Raw genomic sequence first — 22,755 nt, forward strand, 5'->3', positions numbered from 1 at the left:
ATTCTAATAGAATTAAATTAATAAGTAAGTTAATTAACTATAAATATAAAAACTAAACTGTTGAAATAATATTTTGTACTGCACTTTTTGCAATATTTAGAGGACTAAAAGTATCTCTAATTAAAGCCAAGAGTTTTTTTGCATCAGTAAATTCTAATTTTTCATCTTTTATAAGACTAAAAGAAGATTCTTCCTAACTTCGGATCCTTTTTACTGACAAATAATTTCAATCCAGCGTTCGCAACTGGTATAAGATCTGAATTAATATTCTCTGAATCTCTAAATAAAATGTTTAGTAAACTTTCAACTTTTTCTATTTGGATTTGACCTTTTTTATCAAAAACGACTTCTAAAAGTATGTCTAAAATCTCTTCAGAATTATCGGTCAGTAATTTTTTTGCAATATATGGATAAGCTATTTTTAGAATTTTAAATTCAGGATCCAACCTTAGTGCTAAACCCTCTTGACTAACAACTGCTCTAATTATTAAGGCAAACCTACTTGGAACCCTGAAAGGATAGGAATACATTAGTTTTGAGAATTTATCAGTTACATTTTTAAGATTAAAATTACCAACCTCAGCGCCAAAAGATCCTCCTAGAACTTCTTTTAATGGTTCAACAAGTTTTTGAAGATCTTGTTCTTTGGTTAAAAAACCTAATTTCTGGAAATCTTCTGCGAGAAGATAATATTCTTCGTTTATTATGTGAACTATTGCCTTAATAAGAGTAAGTCTATCTGAGTTTGTAATAGTATCCATCATTCCAAAATCAACATAAGCTAAATTCCCACTATCTGCATTTCCTCCTTTGAGAGCGAACATATTTCCTGGATGTGGGTCTGCATGAAAATATCCAAATTCAAATAATTGCTGCAGTCCACTGATGACACATGTTTTTATAAACGAAGCAGGTATTAAGTTATTTTCCTCTAGTAAAAATCTATCTCTTAACTTAACTCCATCAATCCAAGAAGTTGTGATTACCCTTTTGGATGAAAACTGTTTTTCTAATTTAGGAATAAAAATATTTGGATTTTCTTTGAATAAATTTGCAAACTTCAAAGCATTTTCGGCCTCTTTTTGATAGTCAATTTCATCAAAAAGTGCCTTACCGAATTCATCTATTATCTCTCCAATTCCAACACCTATATTTAATGGTAAGAGTGGGGATAAAAAAGTTCCTAAAAACCTTAAGATTACAACATCTCTTCTTATAAGGAAGTATAAATTTGGCCGCTGTACTTTCACAGCTAGATAAGAATTATTTAATTTTGCTTTATAAACTTGACCTAAGCTTGCTGAAGCAATAGGACTATCTGGAAACTCTTCAAATAATTCATTAGCAGGGGATCCAAGTTCCTCTTCAATGATTTTTAAAGAAATTTTGTGATCAAATGCTGGGAGATTATCTTGTAAGTTTGTAAGTTCAGTAAGCCAATCTTGTCTAACAAGATCTGGTCTAGTTGAGAGTGCTTGGCCTAATTTGATAAAACAAGGCCCTAAATCCGTTATCACATCAAAAAGATATTTCGAGAGATTTTTTTGTACATTTTTATTTTTACTGTTACCTTGAAAAAGTATTCTTAAAAAAAGAAAAATAAAAGTTAAAAGGATATATAAAACTCTTGGGATAAAAATCCATGGTCTCAAAATCAACCAAAGAAAGTCTTCTTTTGCTGAATATTCCGAATAAGATCTTTTCATTAAAGTTAAAAAATATCAAAAAAGATTACCATGTAGTCCATTCTATATATGTCAATAATACTTTATGAGCATTTCATCTTTTCTAACTAAAAAGTTTTTAAAGTCTTTATTCTTTCCCGCTCATAACAGAGGGGCAGCTTTACCAAAGAAATTAGTGAAGTTGTTAAAAAATCCACCTGGGTATTGGGACTTGCCAGAACTACCAGAAATAGGCTCCCCACTATCCCAAATCGGATTAATTGCTAAATCTCAAAGAGAATTCTCAGACAAATTTGGAGCTAAAGGATGTTTCTTTGGAGTTAATGGAGCTTCCGGATTAATACAATCAGCAGTAATTGCAATGGCAAATCCGGGCGAAAATATCCTGATGCCTAGAAATGTTCATATAAGTGTCATAAAAATCTGTGCGATGCAGAATATAAATCCAATATTTTTTGACTTAGAATTTTCAACCATAACGGGTCATTACAAACCAATTACAAAAATTTGGTTGGAAAATGTATTTAAAAAATTAAATTTTGATGAGAATAAAATTGCAGGGGTTATTCTTGTAAGCCCCTCTTATCATGGTTATGCAGGAGATTTAGAGCCTTTAATAGATTGTTGTCATCAAAAAAATTTACCTGTTTTAGTTGATGAAGCCCATGGTTCTTATTTACTTTTTTGTGAAAATCTTAATTTACCAAAACCGGCCTTATCATCAAACGCTGATTTAGTAGTTAATTCATTGCATAAGTCACTCAATGGATTAACTCAAACGGCGGTACTTTGGTACAAAGGGAATCTAATAAATGAATATAAATTAATCAAAAGTATTAATTTGCTTCAAACCACCAGTCCAAGTTCTTTATTACTTTCTTCTTGTGAAGAGTCTATAAGGGACTGGCTTAACAAAAAAAGTTTATCAAAATATCAAAAAAGAATTTTAGAGGCAAAAAATATTTATAAAAAATTAATTCAAAAAAATATTCCTCTCATAGAAACTCAAGACCCCTTAAAAATTGTATTAAATACCTCTAAGGCTGGGATTGATGGTTTTACTGCTGATAATTTTTTTTATAGAAATGGACTTATTGCAGAATTACCGGAAATGATGACTCTTACTTTTTGCTTAGGATTTGGAAATCAAAAAGATTTTCTTAATTTATTTGAAAAATTATGGAAAAAATTACTATTAAATTCCAAAAAATCAAAAAGTTTAAAAGTGCTCAGATCACCCTTTAAATTAGTTCAAGCTCCCGAAATCGAAATTGGAATTGCTTTGAGAAGTAAGAGTCAGAATATTCCTTTCTCACAATCATTAAATAAAATATCTGGAGATATTATTTGCCCTTATCCTCCTGGGATACCTTTACTAGTTCCTGGCGAAAAAATTGATTTAGATAGGTTTAATTGGATAAATAATCAAAGTTTATGCAACAAGGATCTGGTAAATTTTAATATAAGAGTCTTAGAAACATAGCAATTTCATATGAGATTAAGAAGCGGTCTACTTATAGGAATTTTTGGTTTAATTGTTGTTTTGATGGGGGGATGGTTTTTTACATTGGCAACTGCGATGCTTACATATCTAGCATTATTGGAATTTTTTAGAATGGCAGAATTTAAAGGAATAAGACCAGCTACAAAAACCACATTATTTTCATCCTTTATAATTATAGTTTCTACTTATCTTGAGACTATAGGTTTGATTGAAGGAGAAATTTCAAATTCAATTTTGCCAATCTGTTCAGTTGGGATATGTACTTGGTTACTTTTGCAGCCAAAACCTGGGACAATTTCAGATATTGCAGCCTCTATTTTTGGATTATTCTATTTAGGTTTTTTACCTAGTTACTGGATTAAGTTAAGGGGATTAGATTCAGTGATAATCAGTTCAAATCAAGGGTTTATATCGTTTGAGAACTTATCAAATACTACAGGTCTGCATTTAACTTTAACTTCTTGCTTTTTAATTGTAGCTAGTGATATTGGTTCTTATTTCATTGGGAAGTCATTTGGTAAAAAATCTCTATCTCCAATATCTCCTAGCAAAACTATAGAAGGTTTAATTGGAGGAATATCCTGTTCAACTTTACTAGCAATATTTTTCGCATTTTTATTGAATTGGGAAAATCCATTATTTGTTGGAATAATATATGGAATTTCAATTTCTCTTATGGCATTGGTTGGAGATTTAATTGAATCTATGATGAAGAGAGATGCAAAAATAAAAGATTCCGGAACTTTTTTACCGGGACATGGAGGGATTCTTGACAGAATTGACAGTTACATCTTTACTCCATCTGTTTTGTATTATATTTTTATAATTCTCAAGTATTTAAATTAATTAAGAAATCTTTTATTCCAAAAAATAATCTTGGATTATTTTACTAGATAATGATGGAAGATCTATATGCGGAAGATGTCCACAATTTTGTAACCCTACAAAATTCAATTTTTCAATATTTCCTATTTTTTTAAGCTCTGTTTTTCCAAGAATTCGATCATTTTCTCCGCATAATGTTTTAATTGGGATATTTTGGATATATTTTTGAGTTCCTGCAAACCCACCACTTTTTGCAAATGATGCAAGTGAATTCCTCCATCCTTTACAACCTAAATGAATTGAAGCAATTTGCTCTTCCATCTTACCAACGCATTCATCTGGGAAAGCAAATGCTTGCCTACAAAGACTTTTTCTAACCTGAGGCATTCCAAGAAATGAGGCACCAATTTGGTTAAGAGGAAAAGGGATACTCTTAGGTTCTCCAAACAATCCGGCGGGGGACAAAAGGATAATTTTTTCAATAGAATCAGGAATTTCATAAGCAAGTTTTAAAGCTGTTGAGCCTCCCATAGAGGCACCTATAATTTTTAGATTCTTTGTTATTTTTAATGTCTTAAGGAGATCAATTAAATGCGAAATTATTTTCGAGGCATTATATTCATTTGTTGCGTACCTGGGACTAAAACCAAAGCCCAGAAGATCAGGAACGATAACTTGAAAATTTCTTTTTAGTGATTTATATATTCTTCTGAATTCTAAAAAACTACTATCAAAGCCATGTAGAAGAAGTATAGGTTGACCTTTTCCTCCCATAACTACTGGGAATTTTAAGGAATTCCAATTTTGGTTGAGTTTTATCCACTTAACATCATTTGCCAAATAAAGACCTAAAGGATCTAATAGTGACAATTTGGCACTTTCGAAAAATTCTACATTTAAATCACTTAATTTTTCAAAATTGTTTTTAGTCAAAAAATATTTATATTTTAATTTTTTGTTGTTCAAAATTTGAAATAACCTCTATTATATCCCGTTTATTAATTTCAAAAGGCAAAAAGTGAATCTCAGATTTATCTCGACAAGTAAAATCAGCAATTTTCTCTAAATTATTATTTTCAAAAACATTTATTCCAAGTTGTCCGATAGAAGTTGGCAAATTCAATTCATTCATAAGTACAAATAATTGTTTAATTAATTGATCAGCTAATTTATTATTATTTTTCATTTCTTCTATTCTTAATTGCAATAATAAACCAACCCCAACAATCTCACCATGAAAGAATTTATTAGGGGTGATTATCTGGGTAATTGCATTATGAATAGCATGTGCTGCGGCAGTCCTACATTTTTCTCCACCAATACCGCCAACCAATCCTGCTGTAAGTCCACATGCTTCTACAGTATTTTGCCAAGATGGATTATTTTCAAATTGAGCCTTAAATGCTTTTTCTCCATCTATTAATAGTTGATCTCTTAAAACTCTTGATATCTGAATTGCTTGTTGAACAAGACCGTCATCTATATTTGAACTTGTTATTGAGGATTCGTACCATTTTGCCAAGGCATCTGCTATGCCACTTGCAAGTGTTCTTGATGGAGCTGTTTGAATAAATTTATGATCAAAAACTAGTATTTTCGGACAAGATCCTAATGCAACATCTTTTATGAATTGACCATCCTTTGTATAAATATTCGATAAGGCTGTCCAACCAGCACATGTAGAGGCGCTAAGGGGAACTGTAATACAAGGGATATTAAGAGAATCGGCTATATATTTTCCAGAATCTAGAACTTTGCCACCTCCAGCTGCAATAACACAATCATTATTATTATTTGAAATAATATTCCTAACTCTTGAAATATCTTCGTAACAACAATCAAATTGTAAATTGGCAAAATTTACATTAAGTTTTTGATTTTTTAAATCATTAAAAATATTATTTCTCAAATTATTCGTTTGAATCCCTCTGCCTAGAATTAATGGACTTTTAGTTAATTTAGTAATTTGAGGTAAAGATTTTTCCCAAGCATTATTTCCCCTATATATAGTTTCGGGAGAGATTGACTGCATATTTACTTAGAATTATTAGAAGTTAGCACTTGCTAGTTCTTGAGAAGATTCTTCAGAAGATATGTTTATTATAACTTTTTTATTATCATCTATATCAACTAAAGCCTTATCTCCATCTTTTATCCTCCCAGAAAGAACTTCTTCAGCCAAACTATCTTCAAGTAAACGCATGACTGCCCTTCTCAAAGGTCTCGCACCGTAGGAAGGATTATAACCTTCTTCAACAAGTCTTTCTTTAAAAGCATCGGTTACATCTAACTTAATGCCTTTATCTTGTAGTCGTGCAAAAACTTCTTGCAACATTATTTCAGCAATGTGTTTAACTTCATTTTTAGTTAGTTGTCTGAATACAATTATTTCATCAAGTCTATTTAAAAATTCAGGCCTAAAGTATTGCTTAAGTTCTTCATTAACTAAAGATTTTATTCTATTGTATTGGCTATCTTCAACTGAATCTCCTGAGAATTCAAATCCGAGTCCGCCCCCCCCTTTCTCAATTACTTTAGAACCGATATTAGAAGTCATTATTAACAAAGTATTTTTAAAATCTACGGTTCTACCCTTAGAGTCAGTTAATCTTCCATCTTCAAGTAGTTGCAATAATAAATTGAATACATCTGGATGCGCCTTTTCAACTTCATCAAATAAAACAACTGTATAAGGACGTCTTCTAACTGCCTCAGTAAGCTGACCTCCTTCATTAAAACCAACATATCCAGGAGGCGAACCTATAAGTTTACTAACTGTATGTCTTTCCATAAATTCTGACATATCTAACCTAATCATTGCTTCTTCACTACCGAAGAAATATGAAGCTAATGATTTAGTTAATTCAGTTTTACCTACACCAGTAGGGCCAGAAAAGATAAAACTTGCAATGGGTCTATTAGGATTTTTTAGACCAACTCTTGCTCTTCTTATAGCTCTAGAAACAGCCTTTACAGCTTCATCCTGTCCAATTAACCTTTGGTGAAGTGTTTCCTCCATATTAAGAAGTTTTACTGATTCGGTTTCTGTTAATTTTTGAACAGGAACGCCTGTCCATGAAGCTACAATATGTGCTACATCCTCTTCACTAACAAGGGGACTTTGATAGAGTTTTGAATCACTTTCAACAGACTTATTATCATCATTAAATTGATCTTCCTCTGCAGATTCTTTTTTATTTTCCAATACCTCTTTAATTTTTGCAGACAATTCAATCTCTTTTTCACGTAATTGGCCAGCTTGATCAAAATTTTGATCTCTTACAGATTCTTCCTTCTGTTTTTGAACTTGTCTTAGTTCTTTATCTATTTGTTTTGCTTCAGGCGGGAGTTTAGAATTTATTAGACGAACTCTACTTCCAGCCTCGTCGATGAGGTCTATAGCCTTATCAGGTAAATACCTATCAGATATGTAACGATCCCCTAAATGAGCTGCTGCTTCTAGCGCATCATCAGTAATTTTTAGACGATGATGTTGCTCGTAACGCTCTCTGAGGCCTTTTAATATCTCTATTGTATCTTCAATAGATGGCTCCCCTACCATTACAGGCTGGAATCGTCTTTCCAGAGCGGCGTCTCTTTCGATATGTTTTCTATATTCATCGAGAGTTGTTGCTCCAATACATTGAAGTTCTCCTCTAGCTAGTGCTGGCTTCAGAATATTTGCTGCGTCTATAGCTCCTTCAGCAGCTCCAGCACCAATTAAAGTATGCACCTCATCAATGACGAGTATGACATTACCTGCTGATTTAATTTCTTCCATTATTTTTTTTAACCTTTCTTCAAATTCACCTCTATATTTTGTTCCTGCGACTAATAATCCTATATCAAGTGTCAAAACTCTTTTGTCTTCAAGAATGTCTGGAATATCGCCTGTTTGTATTCTTTGAGCTAAACCTTCTGCGATAGCTGTTTTACCTACACCTGGCTCCCCTATAAGAACAGGATTATTTTTGGTCCTCCTACCTAATATTTGAACGACACGATCTATTTCTGAATAACGGCCAACGACAGGATCTAATTTTGATTCACTAGCTAGTTTTGTTAGGTTTGTACCAAATTCATCAAGAGTAGCAGTTTTCTGGTTACTCTTAGTTGTACTAGTTCCTGAACCAACTTCGGCTGTTTCGCCTAGCATCCTGATGACTTGAGTTCTTACTTTGGTAAGGTCAATATTAAGATTTTCCAAAACTCTTGCAGCTACTCCCTCGCCTTCTCTTATTAAACCTAATAATAAATGTTCTGTTCCTATGTAATTGTGACCTAGTTGGCGAGCCTCTTCGAGAGATAATTCTAAAACTCTCTTAGCCCTAGGGGTAAAAGGTATTTCTACAGCTACAAATCCTGACCCTCTCCCTATTATCTTCTCTACTTCTATCCTTGAATCTTTTAAATTGACTCCAAGTGATTTAAGTACTTTCGCTGCAACCCCAGTTCCTTCTCCAATTAATCCCAAAAGAATTTGTTCAGTTCCAACGAAATTATGACCAAGTCTTCTAGCTTCCTCTTGAGCAAGCATAATGACTTTTATAGCTTTTTCAGTAAATCTTTCAAACATTAGAAGATTAAATTCCTACTAATAACCTACCAGTAATCTGTTTATTTTGTGTTCAGAATGAGCTTTTGTGAATACCCAAAAATATGATTTATTGAATCAAATTGAACTTTTTTAGTGATATAACAAGAAAATATAGTAATTTCAAGCATTCTGGTTATCCGAACAATTAAATTTTTACATTATTTTGTTGTTAATTTTTTTTCTTTTAAAAGAGCATGTGAACCATCTTTATAATAATTTTTTCTTATTCCTACGGTATAAAAATCAAAGCGACTATAAAATCTTTCAGCACTAACATTACTCTGAGAAACTTCCAATAGTAATTTCTTTAGATTTAATTTCTCACATTTTTTTATTAGATAGATCATGAGGTAAGATCCAAAGCCTTTTTCCCTAAATTTTTGATTTACAACAAAATAATTTATTTGAGCTTCATCAAGAACAACTTGAAAAACACAAATACCAATGACTAAATTTTTAATTAATAACCCAAATATTTTTGTACCATCTTTTTTAAATTCGTTTGCCCATTGTTTTTTGCTCCATAGCGAAATCGTATTTCTATCTAATTCACAACATAATTCGATATCTTTCTCATTTATTTGTTTAATAGATATCATTTTATTATGTATTTATATTTATAAAGTTCAAATCTAGAGTCATTATAAAATATGGCTGTTTTGGCAAAACTTTATTTAAAGTTCTCTTATGGATGAAAAAGAATCTTTTTTAAAACAGAAAATTGACTTGGAAAGTCCCAATAAAAATATAGTGCCCATTACTACCTCAATTGGAGGAGATGGGAAATTGTCAGTTGGTGGATGTTCAATTGAAGAATTAGTTAAAAAATATGATTCTCCTCTCTATATTTTGGATGAAACCACATTGAGAATGTCTTGTAGAGCTTATAAAAAAGCATTAGAAAAATACTATCCAGGAGAAACACTCCCGATATATGCATCCAAGGCTAATAGCTCTATATTTATGAGTAACCTTGTTTCCTCAGAAGGTTTAGGACTTGATGCAGTTTCGGAGGGGGAATTATTAACTGCCCTAAAGGGTGGGGTGCCAAATGAAAAAATTGTTTTTCATGGGAACAATAAATCTGACAAAGAAATAGATTTCGCGATTAAAAATAACATAAAAATAATTGTAGATAATGACTATGACTTAAAAAGATTAGAGGAAGTATCAAACTCATTAAATCATGACTTAGAAATAATGATTCGCTTTACTCCTGGAATAGAATGCCATACACATGAATACATAAGAACAGGTTCATTTGATAGCAAATTTGGTTTTGGAATCGAATATCTGAATAATTTATTTGCCAACATAAGCGACACTAAACATTTAAAGTTAAGAGGAATACATGCTCATATTGGTTCCCAAATTTTTGAACTAGAACCTCATAAGGATCTAGGCGAAATAATGGTAAAGGTTATTTTGGACGCCAAGAAATTTGGCCACAATATTAAGGAACTTAATGTTGGTGGAGGATTAGGCATTAAATATACAAAAAATGACGATCCACCTTCTATTGATGAATGGGTAAAAACAATTTCCACCTCTGTAGTTGAAGCTTGTAAAAAACACAATTTAGATTTACCTAAGTTAATGTGTGAACCTGGAAGATCCATCGTATCTACAGCAGGCATAACAATTTACAAAATTGGGGCTTTCAAAGAAATTCCTGGAATCAGAACCTATTTGTCTGTTGATGGTGGGATGAGTGATAATCCAAGGCCCATAACATATCAATCAAATTATTCTGCATGTTTGGTAAAAAACCCCTTAAACATTAATTCAAAAAATAAATATACTATTGCTGGAAAACATTGCGAATCAGGAGATGTATTGTTGAAGGAGATAGAGCTAGCAAATTGTAAAACAGGAGATCTTATATGTGTTTTTGGTACTGGTGCATATAATGTTTCAATGAGTTCTAACTACAACAGAATTCCAAGGCCCGCAGCTCTTTTAGTTTGTGATGGAGAAGCAGAGATTATTCAAAAAAGAGAAAGTCCATTTGATCTTTTAAGATATGATGTTTTGCCTGATCGCTTTATTAAACAAAATTAGGTACATTTAAATTAATGTTGTTTTTAGTGTGAATTTCTGGGGAATTATAAATTTAAAGCTTTTATTAGATGTCTTATTTGCTGTTGGTTTCGGACTTTTATTATTCTCTAGAGTAAAAGAACAAAGGACATTGTGGCTTCTAAGGGGATATTTGTTTTTAGTTTCATCTGCATGGTTTATTCAAAGATATGCATACTTACCACTAACATCAAAATTAATTGATGCCGTAGTTCTAGCATGCTCTCTCTCATTAGCGATCCTTTGGCAAGGAGAGTTAAGAAGATTAATGGAACTTTTAGGCACTGGGAGGCTTGCCGTATTACTCGGAAATCCACAAAAGGAATTTAGAGCAACTTCAACTACTATTACTCAATTAGTTGATACTGCAGGTAAACTCTCTCAAAATAGAAGGGGAGCTTTAATTGTTGTAGATTTGGGGAGTGACTTAAGACCAGAAGATTTTTTATATTCAGGCACTAATATTGAGGCACAATTATCAACTGACCTTTTAATAAATCTATTTGCAACAGATACACCCTTACATGATGGAGCTGTTCTTGTGAAAGGGAATAAAATAATATCTGCCGGGGTAATACTCCCTTTATCTAGACAAGGAATAAGTAGATACGGGACAAGACATCTTGCTGCACTAGGAATTACGGAAAGATTTGACAGATGTATTTGTATTGTTGTCTCTGAAGAGACAGGTACATTATCACTAGCAAACCAAGGGAAACTAGAAAGACCAATTACCAGTAGCAGGTTACAAGAACTTCTTGTAAATTTGATTGGTAATCAAAACACAATTGGAACGAATAAATCAACTTTAGGTAAAAACTCTTTATCCCAAAATACAAAATCAAGTGATAATATTATCAATGATTCTAATGAGAAAGAGAAGGAAAAGCCAGCAATTTTTTTTAACAAAAATGATTAAATTATGAGTTTAGGAAAAATAATTGACGCGAAAAATAATAACTTATCCATGAAAATAGATAAGCAAAAAGTTCCAGAACATGTTGCAATAATAATGGACGGCAATGGTAGATGGGCAACAAAAAAAGGGTTCCCTCGCACATATGGGCATAAAAAAGGCGTTAGTGTTTTAAAGGAGATTCTCAAAGCATCAAAAAAATTAGGATGTAAAGTACTAACTGTTTACGCTTTTTCAACAGAGAATTGGACAAGACCAACAAAAGAAGTTGACTTCCTCATTAATCTTTTTATCGAAGTTTTGAGAAATGAAATTAGAGAGATACATGAAGAATCAACAAAAATAAAATTCATTGGAGATATAACCCCTTTCCCAGAAAATCTAAAAAAAATAATATCTAATTCAGAATCTCTAACTAAAAACAACAATAAATTTTTATTGAATGTTTGTGTTAACTACGGTGGTAGACAAGAAATAGTAAAAGTTGCAAAAGAATTAGCATTAAAATCTTCTTCTGGCGAAATAAAACCAAGTGAGGTTAATGAAGAATTATTTAATTCAGAGCTATTAACTCGAGGAATTAAAGATCCAGAATTACTAATAAGAACCAGTGGAGAAAAAAGGATAAGTAATTTTCTTTTATGGCAATTAGCTTATTCAGAAATTTATATATCTGACGTAATGTGGCCTGACTTCAATGAGTTTGAATTTCTAAAAGCAATCATTGATTACCAATCGAGGAATAGACGTTTCGGAGGTATAGAATCATTACCAAATGAATCTTTTGAAGATTCTCATTATACTCTCTAAAAATTATGATAAATTCGAATAATCAGGTCTTAAGTGAAATTAGGTTCGATTGGAATAAAAAGGAGATATTAGAAATTCTTAATATGCCTCTGATCGATTTAATGTGGGAATCACAAATCGTTCACAGGAAATTCAACAGCTATAACATTCAATTAGCATCATTGTTCAGCGTAAAAACTGGTGGATGTGAGGAAAATTGTTCATATTGTAGCCAATCAATTTATAGTGCTAGCGAAATAAAAAGTCATCCACAATTTCAAGTTGAAGAGGTTTTAGCAAGAGCTAAAATAGCAAAAAATGAGGGTGCAGATAGGTTTTGTATGGGTTGGGCATGGAGAGAAATTAGAGATGGAAAATCTTTTAATGCAATGTTAGAGATGGTTAGCGGTGTAAGAGATTTAGGAATGGAAGCATGCGTTACTGCTGGGATGCTTACAGAAGAACAAGCTTCCCGACTGGCTGATGCAGGTTTAACAGCGTACAACCACAATCTTGATACTAGCCCTGAGCATTATAAAAATATTATTACGACAAGAACTTATCAAGACAGACTAGATACTATCAAAAGAGTGAGAAATGCAGGAATAAATGTTTGTTGTGGAGGAATAATAGGCTTGGGTGAGACTAATGGCGATAGAGCATCTCTTTTGGAAGTGCTTTCAAACATGAATCCACACCCTGAAAGTGTTCCAATAAATTCATTAGTAGCTATTGAAGGTACTGGTTTAGAAGATAATCAAGAAATTGATTCTATTGAGATGATAAGGATGATAGCTACAGCCAGAATTCTTATGCCTAAAAGTAAAATAAGATTAAGTGCAGGAAGAGAAAAGCTCTCAAAAGAAGCCCAAATCTTATGTTTTCAATGCGGTGCAAATTCCATTTTTTACGGAGATGAGTTACTCACTACTTCAAATCCATCTTTTCAGTCAGACAGAAAACTTCTCAAAGAGGTTGGAGTATCATTTAACAAAGATTTTGAAACTTGTGAAAAAACATTATCTTCTTTATGAAAGGCAAAAATTATAAAATTACTTCTCTATACTCTTTCTTCCCATTTCAAGAAAACTTAATTTTTGATCTCAAAAATAAATTATTAGAAATCGAAAATGAAAACGATCTTTCAGGTTTGTTAATTTTTGCAAGTGAAGGCATTAATGGAACTATTTGTGCTGAGAAAAATGTAATTGATATTGTTATCAATTTAATTAAAGAATATACAGATAGTAGAAATTTGAATATCAAGGTAAACTTTTCAAAAAAGAAAGTCTTCAAAAAATTAAAAATAAAAATCAAGAAAGAAATAGTTACCATGGGTGTCCCTGAAATAAACCCTTCAGAAAATAATGGGACCTATATTGATTCAGCTGGTTGGAATAAATTAATTAAAAATCAAAATACAATAGTTATTGATACTAGAAATCATTATGAGATTTCTGTAGGAACATTTCAGAATTCTATAAACCCAAATACAAGGAACTTTAGCGAATTCCCCAAGTGGGTAGATGATCATTTAAATACTCATTTAGAAAATAAAGATTCTACAAATATAGCAATGTTTTGTACCGGAGGAATAAGATGTGAAAAAGCTACTAGTTTGCTGAAAAAGAAAGGTTATAAAAATATTTATCACCTAAAAGGCGGTATCCTTCAATACCTTGATGATATACCAAAAAAAGAAAATTTATTTGAAGGGGAATGTTATGTTTTTGATAAAAGAGTTGCTTTAGATCAAGAATTAGAAAAAGGCTCTTATTCGATTTGTCATGCATGTGGAATGCCAATTTCAATTCAAGATCAAAAAAGAAAAGAATACAGAAAGGGTATCCAATGTCATTTCTGCATAGATCAATTCAGTGATAATGATAGGAAAAGGTTTGAAGAAAGACAAAAACAAATAGATAGATTAAAAGTGGAAAATAATAAAATCAATAAGGACTAATTTTCAAAATCATGAAAGTTGAAGAATTAGAAAAATTAGCAGGTACCATTGGATTAATAATTAAAATTCAAGCTAGAGAAACACTTGGATTATGTTTTTTTAGAATCGTTATAGCAGAACAGAAAGATAACATCATTAAGATTTGGGCCGAAATGAAAGGTTGGACTTATTTAAATAAACAAGGTATTCAGCTTGATACATTAAGAATCCTTAGTAAAGCTCCTGCTTTTGTTTCGGAATTAATATGGGCAACAACTATGGCTTGGGCAATTGAAAAAAAATCAAGCAACAAAGCACGACTTTTAGCTATTTTTGATAGTGAAGGATATAGTAAAAAACTTGTAAGATATTTCAAGTTAATAGGCTTCAAAATTGTTAAAGAAGTTGGTAATAGCCCAGTAGATCTTTTATTAAGATTGGTTTGGGGTGGTGCGGGTACACTTATGAACGGGGAATGTACTTCCATATTGAAAAAACTTGAAAAGAAACTTTTTTTAATTGAGGGAAGTCAACCCGCATGATAACTACTTCTAACTAAGGGCCCAGAAGATACTTTCTTGAATCCTAATTCCTTGGAAAAGCGATATAAATATTCGAACTCTGATGGATCCCAATATTTCTTAACTGCCAAATGATTGAATGAGGGCCTTAAATATTGGCCAATTGTAATTTGATCACAATCTATTTTTTTAAGATCATAAATTGTATTTTTTATTTCATCCAAGGTTTCACCAAGACCTAACATGATGCCTGATTTAGTTTGAATATGAGGGGCAATGTCTTTTGACTTTTTTAATAAGCTAAGGGATTTTTTGTAATTTGCACCTCTCCTAACTTCTTTTTGCAATCTTTCAACAGTTTCAAGATTATGATTAAAGCATGTTGGATTTTTTTCTAAGATCATTTTTAATCTCTCAGTCTGAAGGTTGTTAGTTTCATCAAAATTTTTGCCCCCACCCCATAAATCAGGAGTTAAAACCTCTATTTTAATTGTTGAATCAATTTTTCTAATCTCATCAATTGTAGATATAAATAAATTTGCACCATGATCAGGGAGATCATCTCTAGCTACAGATGTCAAAACAACATATTTCAAATTTAGTACTTTTACTGCTTCAGCGACTTGAGTGCATTCATCAATATTAATAGAACTAGGTCTACCTTTATTTACCTGACAAAAAGCACAAGAACGAGAGCATATCGATCCACCCAGTAAGAAGGTGGCTGTTCCTGAGGCATAACATTCTGCTCTATTTGGACATCTTGCTTCTTCACAAATAGTGTGAATATTTGATTTTTTGATGAGTGTTTGTATTTTTTCTAACTCTGATGATTTACTAATGGGAAATTTTATCCAAGAGGGAAGCCTTAAGATTTTTTCTTTCTTGATAAGATTATTGTTTCTCATTATCTAATTTAATTTTGTTCTTCCCTCTAAGGCTCTCGCAAGTGTAACTTCATCCACATATTCAAGTTCACTCCCCATTGGGAGCCCATATGCAATCCTCGTAACTTTAGTAAAAGGTGATAACAATTTTCCAATATAAAGACTTGTTGTGTCTCCCTCAACGCTGGGAGTTAATGCCAATATGATCTCATCTATTTCAGACTTACTAACTCGTTCTACTAAGCTCCTTATTTCTAAGAGTTCAGGGCCAACAGAATCCATTGGAGATATTAAACCACCAATAACATGGTATACACCTTTAAATTCTCGAGCACGTTCCAAAGCAAGTAAATCTTTAGTTTCCGATACTACACAGATTAGTTTTTGATTTCTTTCAGTATTTCTACAAATTTCACATTCATCTTCTGAAGTCAAATTGAAGCATTTTTTACAACGGCCAACATTATTATGAGCTTCTAAAAGAGCCTTTGAAAAATCCCTTATTGTACTTTCAGGTTGTTTTAAAATAAACAGGGCTAATCGTTGCGCTGTTCTTGGACCAATCCCTGGGAATTTCTCAAAATGACCGATTAATTTTGAAAGTGGTTTGGTATAAGTAATCAAAATTAAACTATTTCTAGAGATAATTTAGACGCAAAATTCCGAATTGCCATAATTGTTTGCTTTTAATGTCTTATTATGTTTTTAGTTAGTAATTTCAAACAAAATGAAAAATATTAAATTTAACCCTTTCAAATATTTATTCTTGGTTTTTTTGTGCTTAACACTGAGTGCTTGTAGTGGCGGACTAAATGCGGGATTAGAAGCTTATCAAAGTCCAGATGGTAGATATGCCTTTTTGTATCCAACAGGATGGACAAGAGTAAAAGTCGATGGAGGACCTGAAATTATTTATCATGATTTAATAAATAGTAATGAGACCTTAAGTTTAGTTATTTCTGATGTCAATAAAGAGGTTCAATTAGAGCAATTAGGAAGCCCAAGTGAAGTAGGTCAAACATTAATTGATAAAGTCATTGCTCCCGAAGGTTCAGGTAGAAAGGTAAAACTTATAAATGCCAATAAGAGGGAGGCATCCAATCATATTTTCTATGATTTAGAGTATGAATTAAATTTAAATGAACAGGCAAGACATGAATTAGCTACTGTGGTAATTGATCGAGGAACACTTTACACTTTCGCCGTAGGAACAAATGAAGAAAGGTGGAATAAAGTTGACGGTATGTTTAATAACGTAATTGAATCATTTAACTTCTTAATATAGTTTTGAAATTCATACTAGATTCCTACTTGAACATTCCACAAATCAGCATATATTTCGTTCTGATCTAATAGTTTTTCATGTTTTCCGCTTTCAACTATTTTACCTTTATCAATAACTACAATATTATCCGCATTTTTTATGGTGCTTAATCTATGAGCTATTACTATAGTTGTTCTTTCTTTTGTGATTTTAGATAATGATTTTTGAATTAAAGCCTCTGTTTCATTATCAACTGAAGCTGTAGCTTCATCTAATATTAATATTGGAGCATCCTTTAAAACAGCTCTCGCCAAGGCAATTCTTTGACGTTGCCCTCCTGAGAGCCTTTGGCCCCTTTCCCCCACTATAGTTTTATAACCATCTGGTAATTGTTCAATAAATTTATGAGCTTCCGCAATCTTTGAAGCTTTAATAATATCTTTAAGACTTGGGTTGATTGAGCCATAAGCAATATTTTCTTGTACACTGCCATGAAATAAATAAGTTTCTTGACTTACTAAAGAGATACACTTTCTTAAATCCCTCAAATTTATTTCTTTAATAGAAACCCCATCCAAGGTTATTGACCCGTTATTACTATCATAAATTCTAAGTAATAGTTTTATTATTGTACTTTTCCCAGAACCTGTTAAACCAACAATTCCTAATGTTGATTTATTTTCAATTTTTAAATTTATTTTTTTTAAAGTTAAATCTCTTCCAGGATAATTAAAATTTACATTATTAAAAATAATTTCTCCTTTGATATCTTTAGGTTCAATATTTATTTTTCCATCCTTTATTTTTATTGGCGTATCTATGAGATCAATTACTCTATCTATTGAAGCCATAGATCTCTGAAAATCATCTAAAACATGCCCCAAAGTAGTTAAAGGCCATAATAGTCTTTGTGTAATAAAAACTAAAAAACTATAAGTACCTACATCAAGTGTCTTATTCCAAGTTTGGAAACCTCCAATTAATAGAATCGCTATAAAAGCAAATAAAATTGCAAATCTTATAAGAGGGATAAAAGCAGAAGATAATTTTATTGCAGCCTTATTACTTCTTTGATAATCGAGACTTTCTTTATTTAATCTATCTAGTTCCCATTTTTCTTTAGTAAAACTTTTTATGGTTAGAATTCCACTTAAATTATTATTAAGCCTTGATGCCAACAGTCCAGCTTTATTTCTAACATCTCTGTATTTTGGAGCAAGCTTCCTTTGAAATTTAATTGATCCTAAAAATATAATTGGAATAGGAAAGAAAGCAAATAAAGCAATTTTTGGAGCGACAAAAAGCATAGTGCCCCCAATTATTAAGACAGTTACAAATAACTGAATAATCTGATTAGCACCTTGGTCTAGAAATCTCTCGAGTTGATTTATATCATCATTCAAAATAGATAATAGCCTTCCAGTATTATCATTTTCAAAAAAATCCATATCTAATTCCTGGATATGCTCATAAGCTTTTATTCTTAATTTATGTTGCGATAGCTGAGCCAAATTTCTCCATAAAATCGAATATAAATATTCAAAGGAGGATTCACCAGACCAAACTATTCCAGAAGCAAATGCAAGAAAAATCAATTGTACTGGAACTTCTTTTATTCCAAAACCAGCAATCCATGAATTCTGTTCCTTAACAACGATATCCACTGCAAGACCAATTATTACAGGGGGAGCTAAATCTAATATTTTATTAATTATGGAACTAAGAAAAGCAAAAAATAGTAACCTTCTTTCCTCAATCAGATTTAAATAAAGTCTAATTATTGGATTTTGATTGTTCTTAGACCTCATAAAAATAATAATTAAATTTTTCTATTATGATTTATATTTTCTTTAGTTTCTAATTTACATTTTGTTTTTGCATCTTGATGGCTTTCAGTTTGCATGAATTTTTCGTAGTAACAATCACAAGTTTCATTCGCAATTTCTTCACTATATACCATTTCTGCTTTCATCATCTCCTCTTTGACACTCTGAAGACAAAATAATTTTATAATTGAATTTTGTTTCGTTTGAGCTAAATAATAACTATTAAAGGAGTTGAATAGTATTATCAGATTCACAAAAATAAAGAAATTATATTTGCTAGCTTTCATTCTCTATAACTAGTTTCTGAGTTTAATTTTTTTTAATTTATTTTTAGTTTCTCTATGCAGATCTCTGGGTAAATCTACCAAACTGTAATCATTAAAAATCTGTATCTTACCTATGGATCTACCATTTATATTAGTTGAATTACAGATTGAGGATATAATATTTGCAACTCTAACTCCATCAAATTTACCAAAGTTAAATTTATAGGTTTCAAAAGAATCATTTTGATAATTATTTCTTCTATTTGAATTTCTCATACGATTATTACTATTTCTATTTGATCTATTTCGATCAGTATTATTTTGTTTATTAATCCAAGAATCATCTTCATCAACAAAAAATGATTTATTACCTATTACTAAATTAATCGCCGCCATTGCAATATTTGATTCATCCATAGAGTATTTTTCTTTTAAATTATCTAGTACATCAATAATCAAAGCTTTATTTTCTTCATTTTCATCTTTAGCTAAAAAACTCTCATTAACATTATCTATAAGTTTCTCCATCCTTTTTTCATTTATTATTTTATTACTTGGTATGTTAATTTCTTCAATCTTTGTTCTTGTTGAGTTTTCTAAGTTTCTTAGAAAATGTTTTTCTCTTTGATTAACAAATAAAATTGCTTCTCCAGATCTGCCTGCCCTTCCAGTTCTTCCAATTCTATGAGTATATGTTTCCTTGTCAAAAGGAAAATCGTAATTAACAACAAGTTTTATCCTCTCAACATCTAATCCTCTAGCTGCGACATCAGTTGCAACAAGGATATTAATAAATCCTTTTTTCAATCTATCTACAGTATTTTCTCTTTGATTTTGAGGTATATCTCCATTAAGTACTGCCACAGTATGGCCTGAATTCTCTAAAGCTTCAGCTATTGAAGTAGTAAGTAGTTTTGTCCTCACAAAAATAATTACTCCCTCGTTATTAAGTTCTAGTATTCTTTTTAAAGCATCTAACTTATGATGCCTTTGTACATATAGAAATTTTTGCGAAATTAATTGAGTTTCTTTTTTGACACTTTTGATTAATATTTCGGCGGGATCATTTAGATATTTTTTTGCTATATTTCTTATCTCACTAGGCATTGTTGCTGAAAACAATACCATTTGCTTATTTTCCGGAAGTTGATCTATTATCCATTCAATATCCTCAAGAAAACCCATATTTAACATTTCATCTGCCTCATCTAAAACAAGACAATTTATATCTTTAATTTTAAAAGTCCCCTGTCTTATATGATCCATTATTCGGCCTGGTGTACCAACTACTACGTCAACTTTTCTTTTCAATGCAGAAATTTGATTTCGATAGTCGGTGCCTCCATATATTGCAACCGTCTTAAAATTACTAGATTCAGAACTATAACTTTTAAAAGATTCTGCCACTTGAGTTGCTAATTCTCTTGTAGGAGTCATAACTAAAACCTTGGCATTTAATTCTTTATTATCTGTAAGTTTTTCTATTAATGGTAATGCGAAAGCTGCAGTCTTTCCTGTTCCTGTTTGTGCTTGGCCCAGTAAATCCCTACCTAACATTAGTTCGGGAATTGCAGCTTTTTGGATGGGAGTTGGATTTTTATATCCTTTATTTATTAACGAGTTTAAGATTGATTGATTAAACCCAAAATCGAGAAATCCATTCTCATTATCATTTTCTTTCGATACTTCCAATAATTGAGATTCAATTTCTTTTTTGTTTTCTAAGTTCTTAGACTCTAGTAGGGGAGAATCTTCATTATGAAAATTCTCCTGCTCACTACCAAGAGAGTTACTATCTTTTTTAAAAGCCATTTTAAATGCCTAATAATCTTCTGATTAGGCATTCAACAAATATCTAAATTGACTTAAATTGTTGATTAGCCTTGCAGAGCCGAGTTATTAATCTAACATCTAGGGGTTGAGATATTACTAATTTCTCAAAAATAAAATTTAATTTAAATAAAATATATTTAAAGTTTTTTTCGCTCTTGTAACAGCAGTATAAAATAACCTTCTTTCAAAATTATCTCTGCAAAAGATATTTTGATCATCTTTTTTTTCTTTTACAGCATATTTATTTCTTCTATAATTTTGGGACCACAAAATGTTTACTTTTTCAGATTCACTTCCTTGAGATTTATGAATAGTAAAAGCTATTGCTGGTACAACATTTTCTAAATTAGATGGATCAATTAATGAGACAATTTCTTCGTTATTATCATTAAATTTTCTAAAAAGATATTTTCTTTTATTTTTTAAACCTATAAGTACTCCTATATCCCCATTTGACAATCCTAGTTCATTATTATTTTTTGTACACATGATGGGAATACCCTCTTTAAGAGTTTTAAGGTCATAGGGTTTTTTTTGACCAAAAACAATTTCATTCAAATATTCAACACTCCATATTCCCGAATTTTTTTCGCATAAAATCAAGTGACTTTGTAAATCCAGAAATATCTTATCTACTAAATCTTTTTCATTAAGCAATAAATTATCTATACTCTCATCAAATATATATTTTTTTTTACTTAAATTTGAAGTTGAAATATTTAACTGCTTTAGATGACTTGTAATCGAAAATAATAGATCTTTTGGGATATCTTTTTCACTACTCTTTGAAATAGTAATTTCTTTTGAATTATTATCTTTTTCTAATTCTTTTATCTTTTGATTAAGTAAAGAAAAATCATTATTAAATATTAAACTACTAATTAATGCTATATCTCCAATATTTCTATAAGTTTTTTCTAAATTTACTACACAAGATTTAATTGAACTATTATCGGAATATTCAAACAAATAATTCCATATAGAACAGTTATTTACTGGAGACAATTGATTTTTATCTCCAACTAAAATAATTTTACAGTCTTTTGCTAGCAAATCTAAAACTGATTCAATCAAATCGATATTAACCATTGACATTTCATCAATTATGAAAATATCAAGCTCTTTTAGTTTAAATTTCAACTTAAGAGATTTATTTTGAGAATTTAAAATCCATCTATGTAAAGTTTGAAATTCTATTTGGTCTAGAAATTTATTGAAGGAAATATTTTTTTTATCATTGAGAGCTTCTTTTAAACGTGCTGTAGCTTTACCAGTTGGAGCAGACAAACCAATATTTAAAAAGTTATCAATCTGAAGGAGTTCTAATATTAACTTAATTATTAAAGTGGTTTTACCCGTACCTGGTCCTCCTTGAAGGAAAACTATGTTTGAATATTTAAATATATTTTTAATTTCATCAATTTTATTATCATCTTTAAAAATTATTGAGTTCATTAAATTAACGGTATCTATTTTTTTTAGGAATGAATTAATAACTCTTTCAATCTTTTTTGACCATTTTGATAAGGATAATTTTCTATTTACTAATACGAATGGAGAATGAAGGGAACCAATCAAACCTATAGTTTTTAGAACATGTATATGTTTATTGGGCCAGCCATCTTCTAATAATTCAAAGATTATTAAACTATTATCAACATCAATAATAGTTTCACCATTTTTTTCAAAATCTAATAAGATTCTTATTACATCCTTTACGAAATTTCCATATTTTTTTTCACTAAATTTGAAAATACCTAAGATTAAATTAAATATATGATCGTATTGGAACTTTTCAATATCTGTAGAGGTTTTAGTCAT

The 22,755-nt window shown here is 30.9% G+C and carries 19 protein-coding genes and 1 pseudogene; 9 read left to right on the plus strand and 11 right to left on the minus strand.

What is annotated here, in order from left to right; genetic code table 11:
* Positions 1-52 precede the first annotated feature (52 nt).
* A pseudogene (locus A9601_RS14765) lies at positions 53-1,706 on the minus strand (ABC1 kinase family protein).
* A 64-nt stretch (positions 1,707-1,770) separates the two neighbouring features.
* Between A9601_RS14765 and A9601_RS14770 the strand changes: the two are divergent.
* Both A9601_RS14770 and A9601_RS14775 read left to right on the plus strand, forming a co-directional pair.
* Positions 1,771-3,168 (plus strand): aminotransferase class I/II-fold pyridoxal phosphate-dependent enzyme, encoded by a 1,398-nt coding sequence (locus tag A9601_RS14770; RefSeq protein WP_011818621.1) that lies wholly within the window; start codon positions 1,771-1,773, stop codon positions 3,166-3,168.
* Between the two features lie 9 nt (positions 3,169-3,177).
* Complete coding sequence (locus tag A9601_RS14775) at positions 3,178-4,035, plus strand: phosphatidate cytidylyltransferase (protein ID WP_011818622.1); 858 nt, start codon at positions 3,178-3,180, stop codon at positions 4,033-4,035.
* A gap of 12 nt (positions 4,036-4,047) precedes the next feature.
* Here the strand turns inward: A9601_RS14775 and A9601_RS14780 are convergent, their stop codons facing one another.
* From A9601_RS14780 to rimI, 4 genes are all read right to left on the minus strand, one after another.
* Positions 4,048-4,947: an alpha/beta fold hydrolase gene (locus tag A9601_RS14780; protein WP_041484610.1), complete on the minus strand. Its 900-nt coding sequence runs from the start codon at positions 4,945-4,947 to the stop codon at positions 4,048-4,050.
* A 7-nt stretch (positions 4,948-4,954) separates the two neighbouring features.
* Positions 4,955-6,046: an iron-containing alcohol dehydrogenase gene (locus A9601_RS14785; RefSeq protein WP_011818624.1), complete on the minus strand. Its 1,092-nt coding sequence runs from the start codon at positions 6,044-6,046 to the stop codon at positions 4,955-4,957.
* 15 nt (positions 6,047-6,061) lie between these two features.
* Entirely contained in the window at positions 6,062-8,590 is a 2,529-nt protein-coding gene (locus A9601_RS14790) for an ATP-dependent Clp protease ATP-binding subunit (RefSeq protein ID WP_011818625.1), read from the minus strand.
* A gap of 179 nt (positions 8,591-8,769) precedes the next feature.
* Positions 8,770-9,210 (minus strand): ribosomal protein S18-alanine N-acetyltransferase, encoded by a 441-nt coding sequence (rimI, locus tag A9601_RS14795; RefSeq protein ID WP_011818626.1) that lies wholly within the window; start codon positions 9,208-9,210, stop codon positions 8,770-8,772.
* 88 nt (positions 9,211-9,298) lie between these two features.
* Here rimI and lysA point away from each other — a divergent pair, with 88 nt between their 5' ends.
* From lysA to A9601_RS14825, 6 genes are read left to right on the plus strand one after another with little or no spacing between them, the layout of a single operon-like run.
* Complete coding sequence (gene lysA, locus A9601_RS14800) at positions 9,299-10,672, plus strand: diaminopimelate decarboxylase (protein ID WP_011818627.1); 1,374 nt, start codon at positions 9,299-9,301, stop codon at positions 10,670-10,672.
* Between the two features lie 28 nt (positions 10,673-10,700).
* On the plus strand, positions 10,701-11,609 hold the full coding sequence (gene cdaA / locus A9601_RS14805) for a diadenylate cyclase CdaA (protein WP_011818628.1): 909 nt from the start codon (positions 10,701-10,703) through the stop codon (positions 11,607-11,609).
* 3 nt (positions 11,610-11,612) lie between these two features.
* Positions 11,613-12,416: an isoprenyl transferase gene (locus tag A9601_RS14810; protein WP_011818629.1), complete on the plus strand. Its 804-nt coding sequence runs from the start codon at positions 11,613-11,615 to the stop codon at positions 12,414-12,416.
* A gap of 5 nt (positions 12,417-12,421) precedes the next feature.
* Entirely contained in the window at positions 12,422-13,429 is a 1,008-nt protein-coding gene (bioB, locus tag A9601_RS14815) for a biotin synthase BioB (RefSeq protein WP_011818630.1), read from the plus strand.
* On the plus strand, positions 13,426-14,358 hold the full coding sequence (locus A9601_RS14820; protein WP_011818631.1) for a rhodanese-related sulfurtransferase: 933 nt from the start codon (positions 13,426-13,428) through the stop codon (positions 14,356-14,358). The genes bioB and A9601_RS14820 overlap by 4 nt, the downstream gene beginning before the upstream one ends.
* Before the next feature lie 11 nt (positions 14,359-14,369).
* Positions 14,370-14,879 carry a hypothetical protein gene (locus tag A9601_RS14825; RefSeq protein ID WP_011818632.1) on the plus strand — a complete coding sequence of 170 codons (510 nt, stop codon included), beginning with the start codon at positions 14,370-14,372 and terminating at the stop codon, positions 14,877-14,879.
* Here the strand turns inward: A9601_RS14825 and lipA are convergent.
* Positions 14,867-15,766 carry a lipoyl synthase gene (gene lipA, locus A9601_RS14830; RefSeq protein WP_011818633.1) on the minus strand — a complete coding sequence of 300 codons (900 nt, stop codon included), beginning with the start codon at positions 15,764-15,766 and terminating at the stop codon, positions 14,867-14,869. The genes A9601_RS14825 and lipA overlap by 13 nt on opposite strands.
* Before the next feature lie 3 nt (positions 15,767-15,769).
* On the minus strand, positions 15,770-16,369 hold the full coding sequence (gene recR, locus A9601_RS14835; RefSeq protein WP_011818634.1) for a recombination mediator RecR: 600 nt from the start codon (positions 16,367-16,369) through the stop codon (positions 15,770-15,772).
* Between the two features lie 103 nt (positions 16,370-16,472).
* On the opposite strand from recR, the gene psbP reads away from it, so the two are divergent.
* Positions 16,473-17,030, plus strand: coding sequence for a photosystem II reaction center PsbP (gene psbP / locus A9601_RS14840; protein ID WP_011818635.1), 558 nt, complete (start codon positions 16,473-16,475; stop codon positions 17,028-17,030).
* A 14-nt stretch (positions 17,031-17,044) separates the two neighbouring features.
* On the opposite strand, the gene A9601_RS14845 is transcribed toward psbP, so the two are convergent.
* From A9601_RS14845 to A9601_RS14860, 4 genes are all read right to left on the minus strand, one after another.
* Positions 17,045-18,817 (minus strand): ABC transporter ATP-binding protein, encoded by a 1,773-nt coding sequence (locus A9601_RS14845; RefSeq protein ID WP_011818636.1) that lies wholly within the window; start codon positions 18,815-18,817, stop codon positions 17,045-17,047.
* 11 nt (positions 18,818-18,828) lie between these two features.
* Positions 18,829-18,984, minus strand: a complete 156-nt coding sequence (locus A9601_RS18895) for a hypothetical protein (RefSeq protein WP_225866245.1) — start codon at positions 18,982-18,984, stop codon at positions 18,829-18,831.
* A 147-nt stretch (positions 18,985-19,131) separates the two neighbouring features.
* A complete protein-coding gene (locus tag A9601_RS14855) occupies positions 19,132-20,913 on the minus strand; it encodes a DEAD/DEAH box helicase (RefSeq protein WP_011818638.1) in 1,782 nt (593 codons plus the stop codon).
* A gap of 138 nt (positions 20,914-21,051) precedes the next feature.
* Positions 21,052-22,755, minus strand: coding sequence for an AAA family ATPase (locus tag A9601_RS14860; RefSeq protein WP_011818639.1), 1,704 nt, complete (start codon positions 22,753-22,755; stop codon positions 21,052-21,054).

Origin of the sequence: Prochlorococcus marinus str. AS9601, assembly GCF_000015645.1 — a bacterium.
GTDB lineage: Bacteria > Cyanobacteriota > Cyanobacteriia > PCC-6307 > Cyanobiaceae > Prochlorococcus_A > Prochlorococcus_A marinus_O.

What these genes read in the sequence shown, in the direction of transcription:
- lipA (WP_011818633.1), bottom strand. Translation starts at nt 15,766, where the DNA reads ATGAGAAACAATAATCTTATCAAGAAAGAAAAAATCTTAAGGCTTCCC.
- A9601_RS14790 (WP_011818625.1), bottom strand. Translation starts at nt 8,590, where the DNA reads ATGTTTGAAAGATTTACTGAAAAAGCTATAAAAGTCATTATGCTTGCT.
- A9601_RS18895 (WP_225866245.1), bottom strand. Translation starts at nt 18,984, where the DNA reads ATGATGAAAGCAGAAATGGTATATAGTGAAGAAATTGCGAATGAAACT.
- A9601_RS14855 (WP_011818638.1), bottom strand. Translation starts at nt 20,913, where the DNA reads ATGGCTTTTAAAAAAGATAGTAACTCTCTTGGTAGTGAGCAGGAGAAT.
- bioB (WP_011818630.1), top strand. Translation starts at nt 12,422, where the DNA reads ATGATAAATTCGAATAATCAGGTCTTAAGTGAAATTAGGTTCGATTGG.
- A9601_RS14770 (WP_011818621.1), top strand. Translation starts at nt 1,771, where the DNA reads ATGAGCATTTCATCTTTTCTAACTAAAAAGTTTTTAAAGTCTTTATTC.
- rimI (WP_011818626.1), bottom strand. Translation starts at nt 9,210, where the DNA reads ATGATATCTATTAAACAAATAAATGAGAAAGATATCGAATTATGTTGT.
- lysA (WP_011818627.1), top strand. Translation starts at nt 9,299, where the DNA reads ATGGATGAAAAAGAATCTTTTTTAAAACAGAAAATTGACTTGGAAAGT.
- A9601_RS14860 (WP_011818639.1), bottom strand. Translation starts at nt 22,755, where the DNA reads ATGACTAAAACCTCTACAGATATTGAAAAGTTCCAATACGATCATATA.
- psbP (WP_011818635.1), top strand. Translation starts at nt 16,473, where the DNA reads ATGAAAAATATTAAATTTAACCCTTTCAAATATTTATTCTTGGTTTTT.
- A9601_RS14785 (WP_011818624.1), bottom strand. Translation starts at nt 6,046, where the DNA reads ATGCAGTCAATCTCTCCCGAAACTATATATAGGGGAAATAATGCTTGG.
- A9601_RS14820 (WP_011818631.1), top strand. Translation starts at nt 13,426, where the DNA reads ATGAAAGGCAAAAATTATAAAATTACTTCTCTATACTCTTTCTTCCCA.
- A9601_RS14775 (WP_011818622.1), top strand. Translation starts at nt 3,178, where the DNA reads ATGAGATTAAGAAGCGGTCTACTTATAGGAATTTTTGGTTTAATTGTT.
- A9601_RS14810 (WP_011818629.1), top strand. Translation starts at nt 11,613, where the DNA reads ATGAGTTTAGGAAAAATAATTGACGCGAAAAATAATAACTTATCCATG.
- A9601_RS14825 (WP_011818632.1), top strand. Translation starts at nt 14,370, where the DNA reads ATGAAAGTTGAAGAATTAGAAAAATTAGCAGGTACCATTGGATTAATA.
- A9601_RS14845 (WP_011818636.1), bottom strand. Translation starts at nt 18,817, where the DNA reads ATGAGGTCTAAGAACAATCAAAATCCAATAATTAGACTTTATTTAAAT.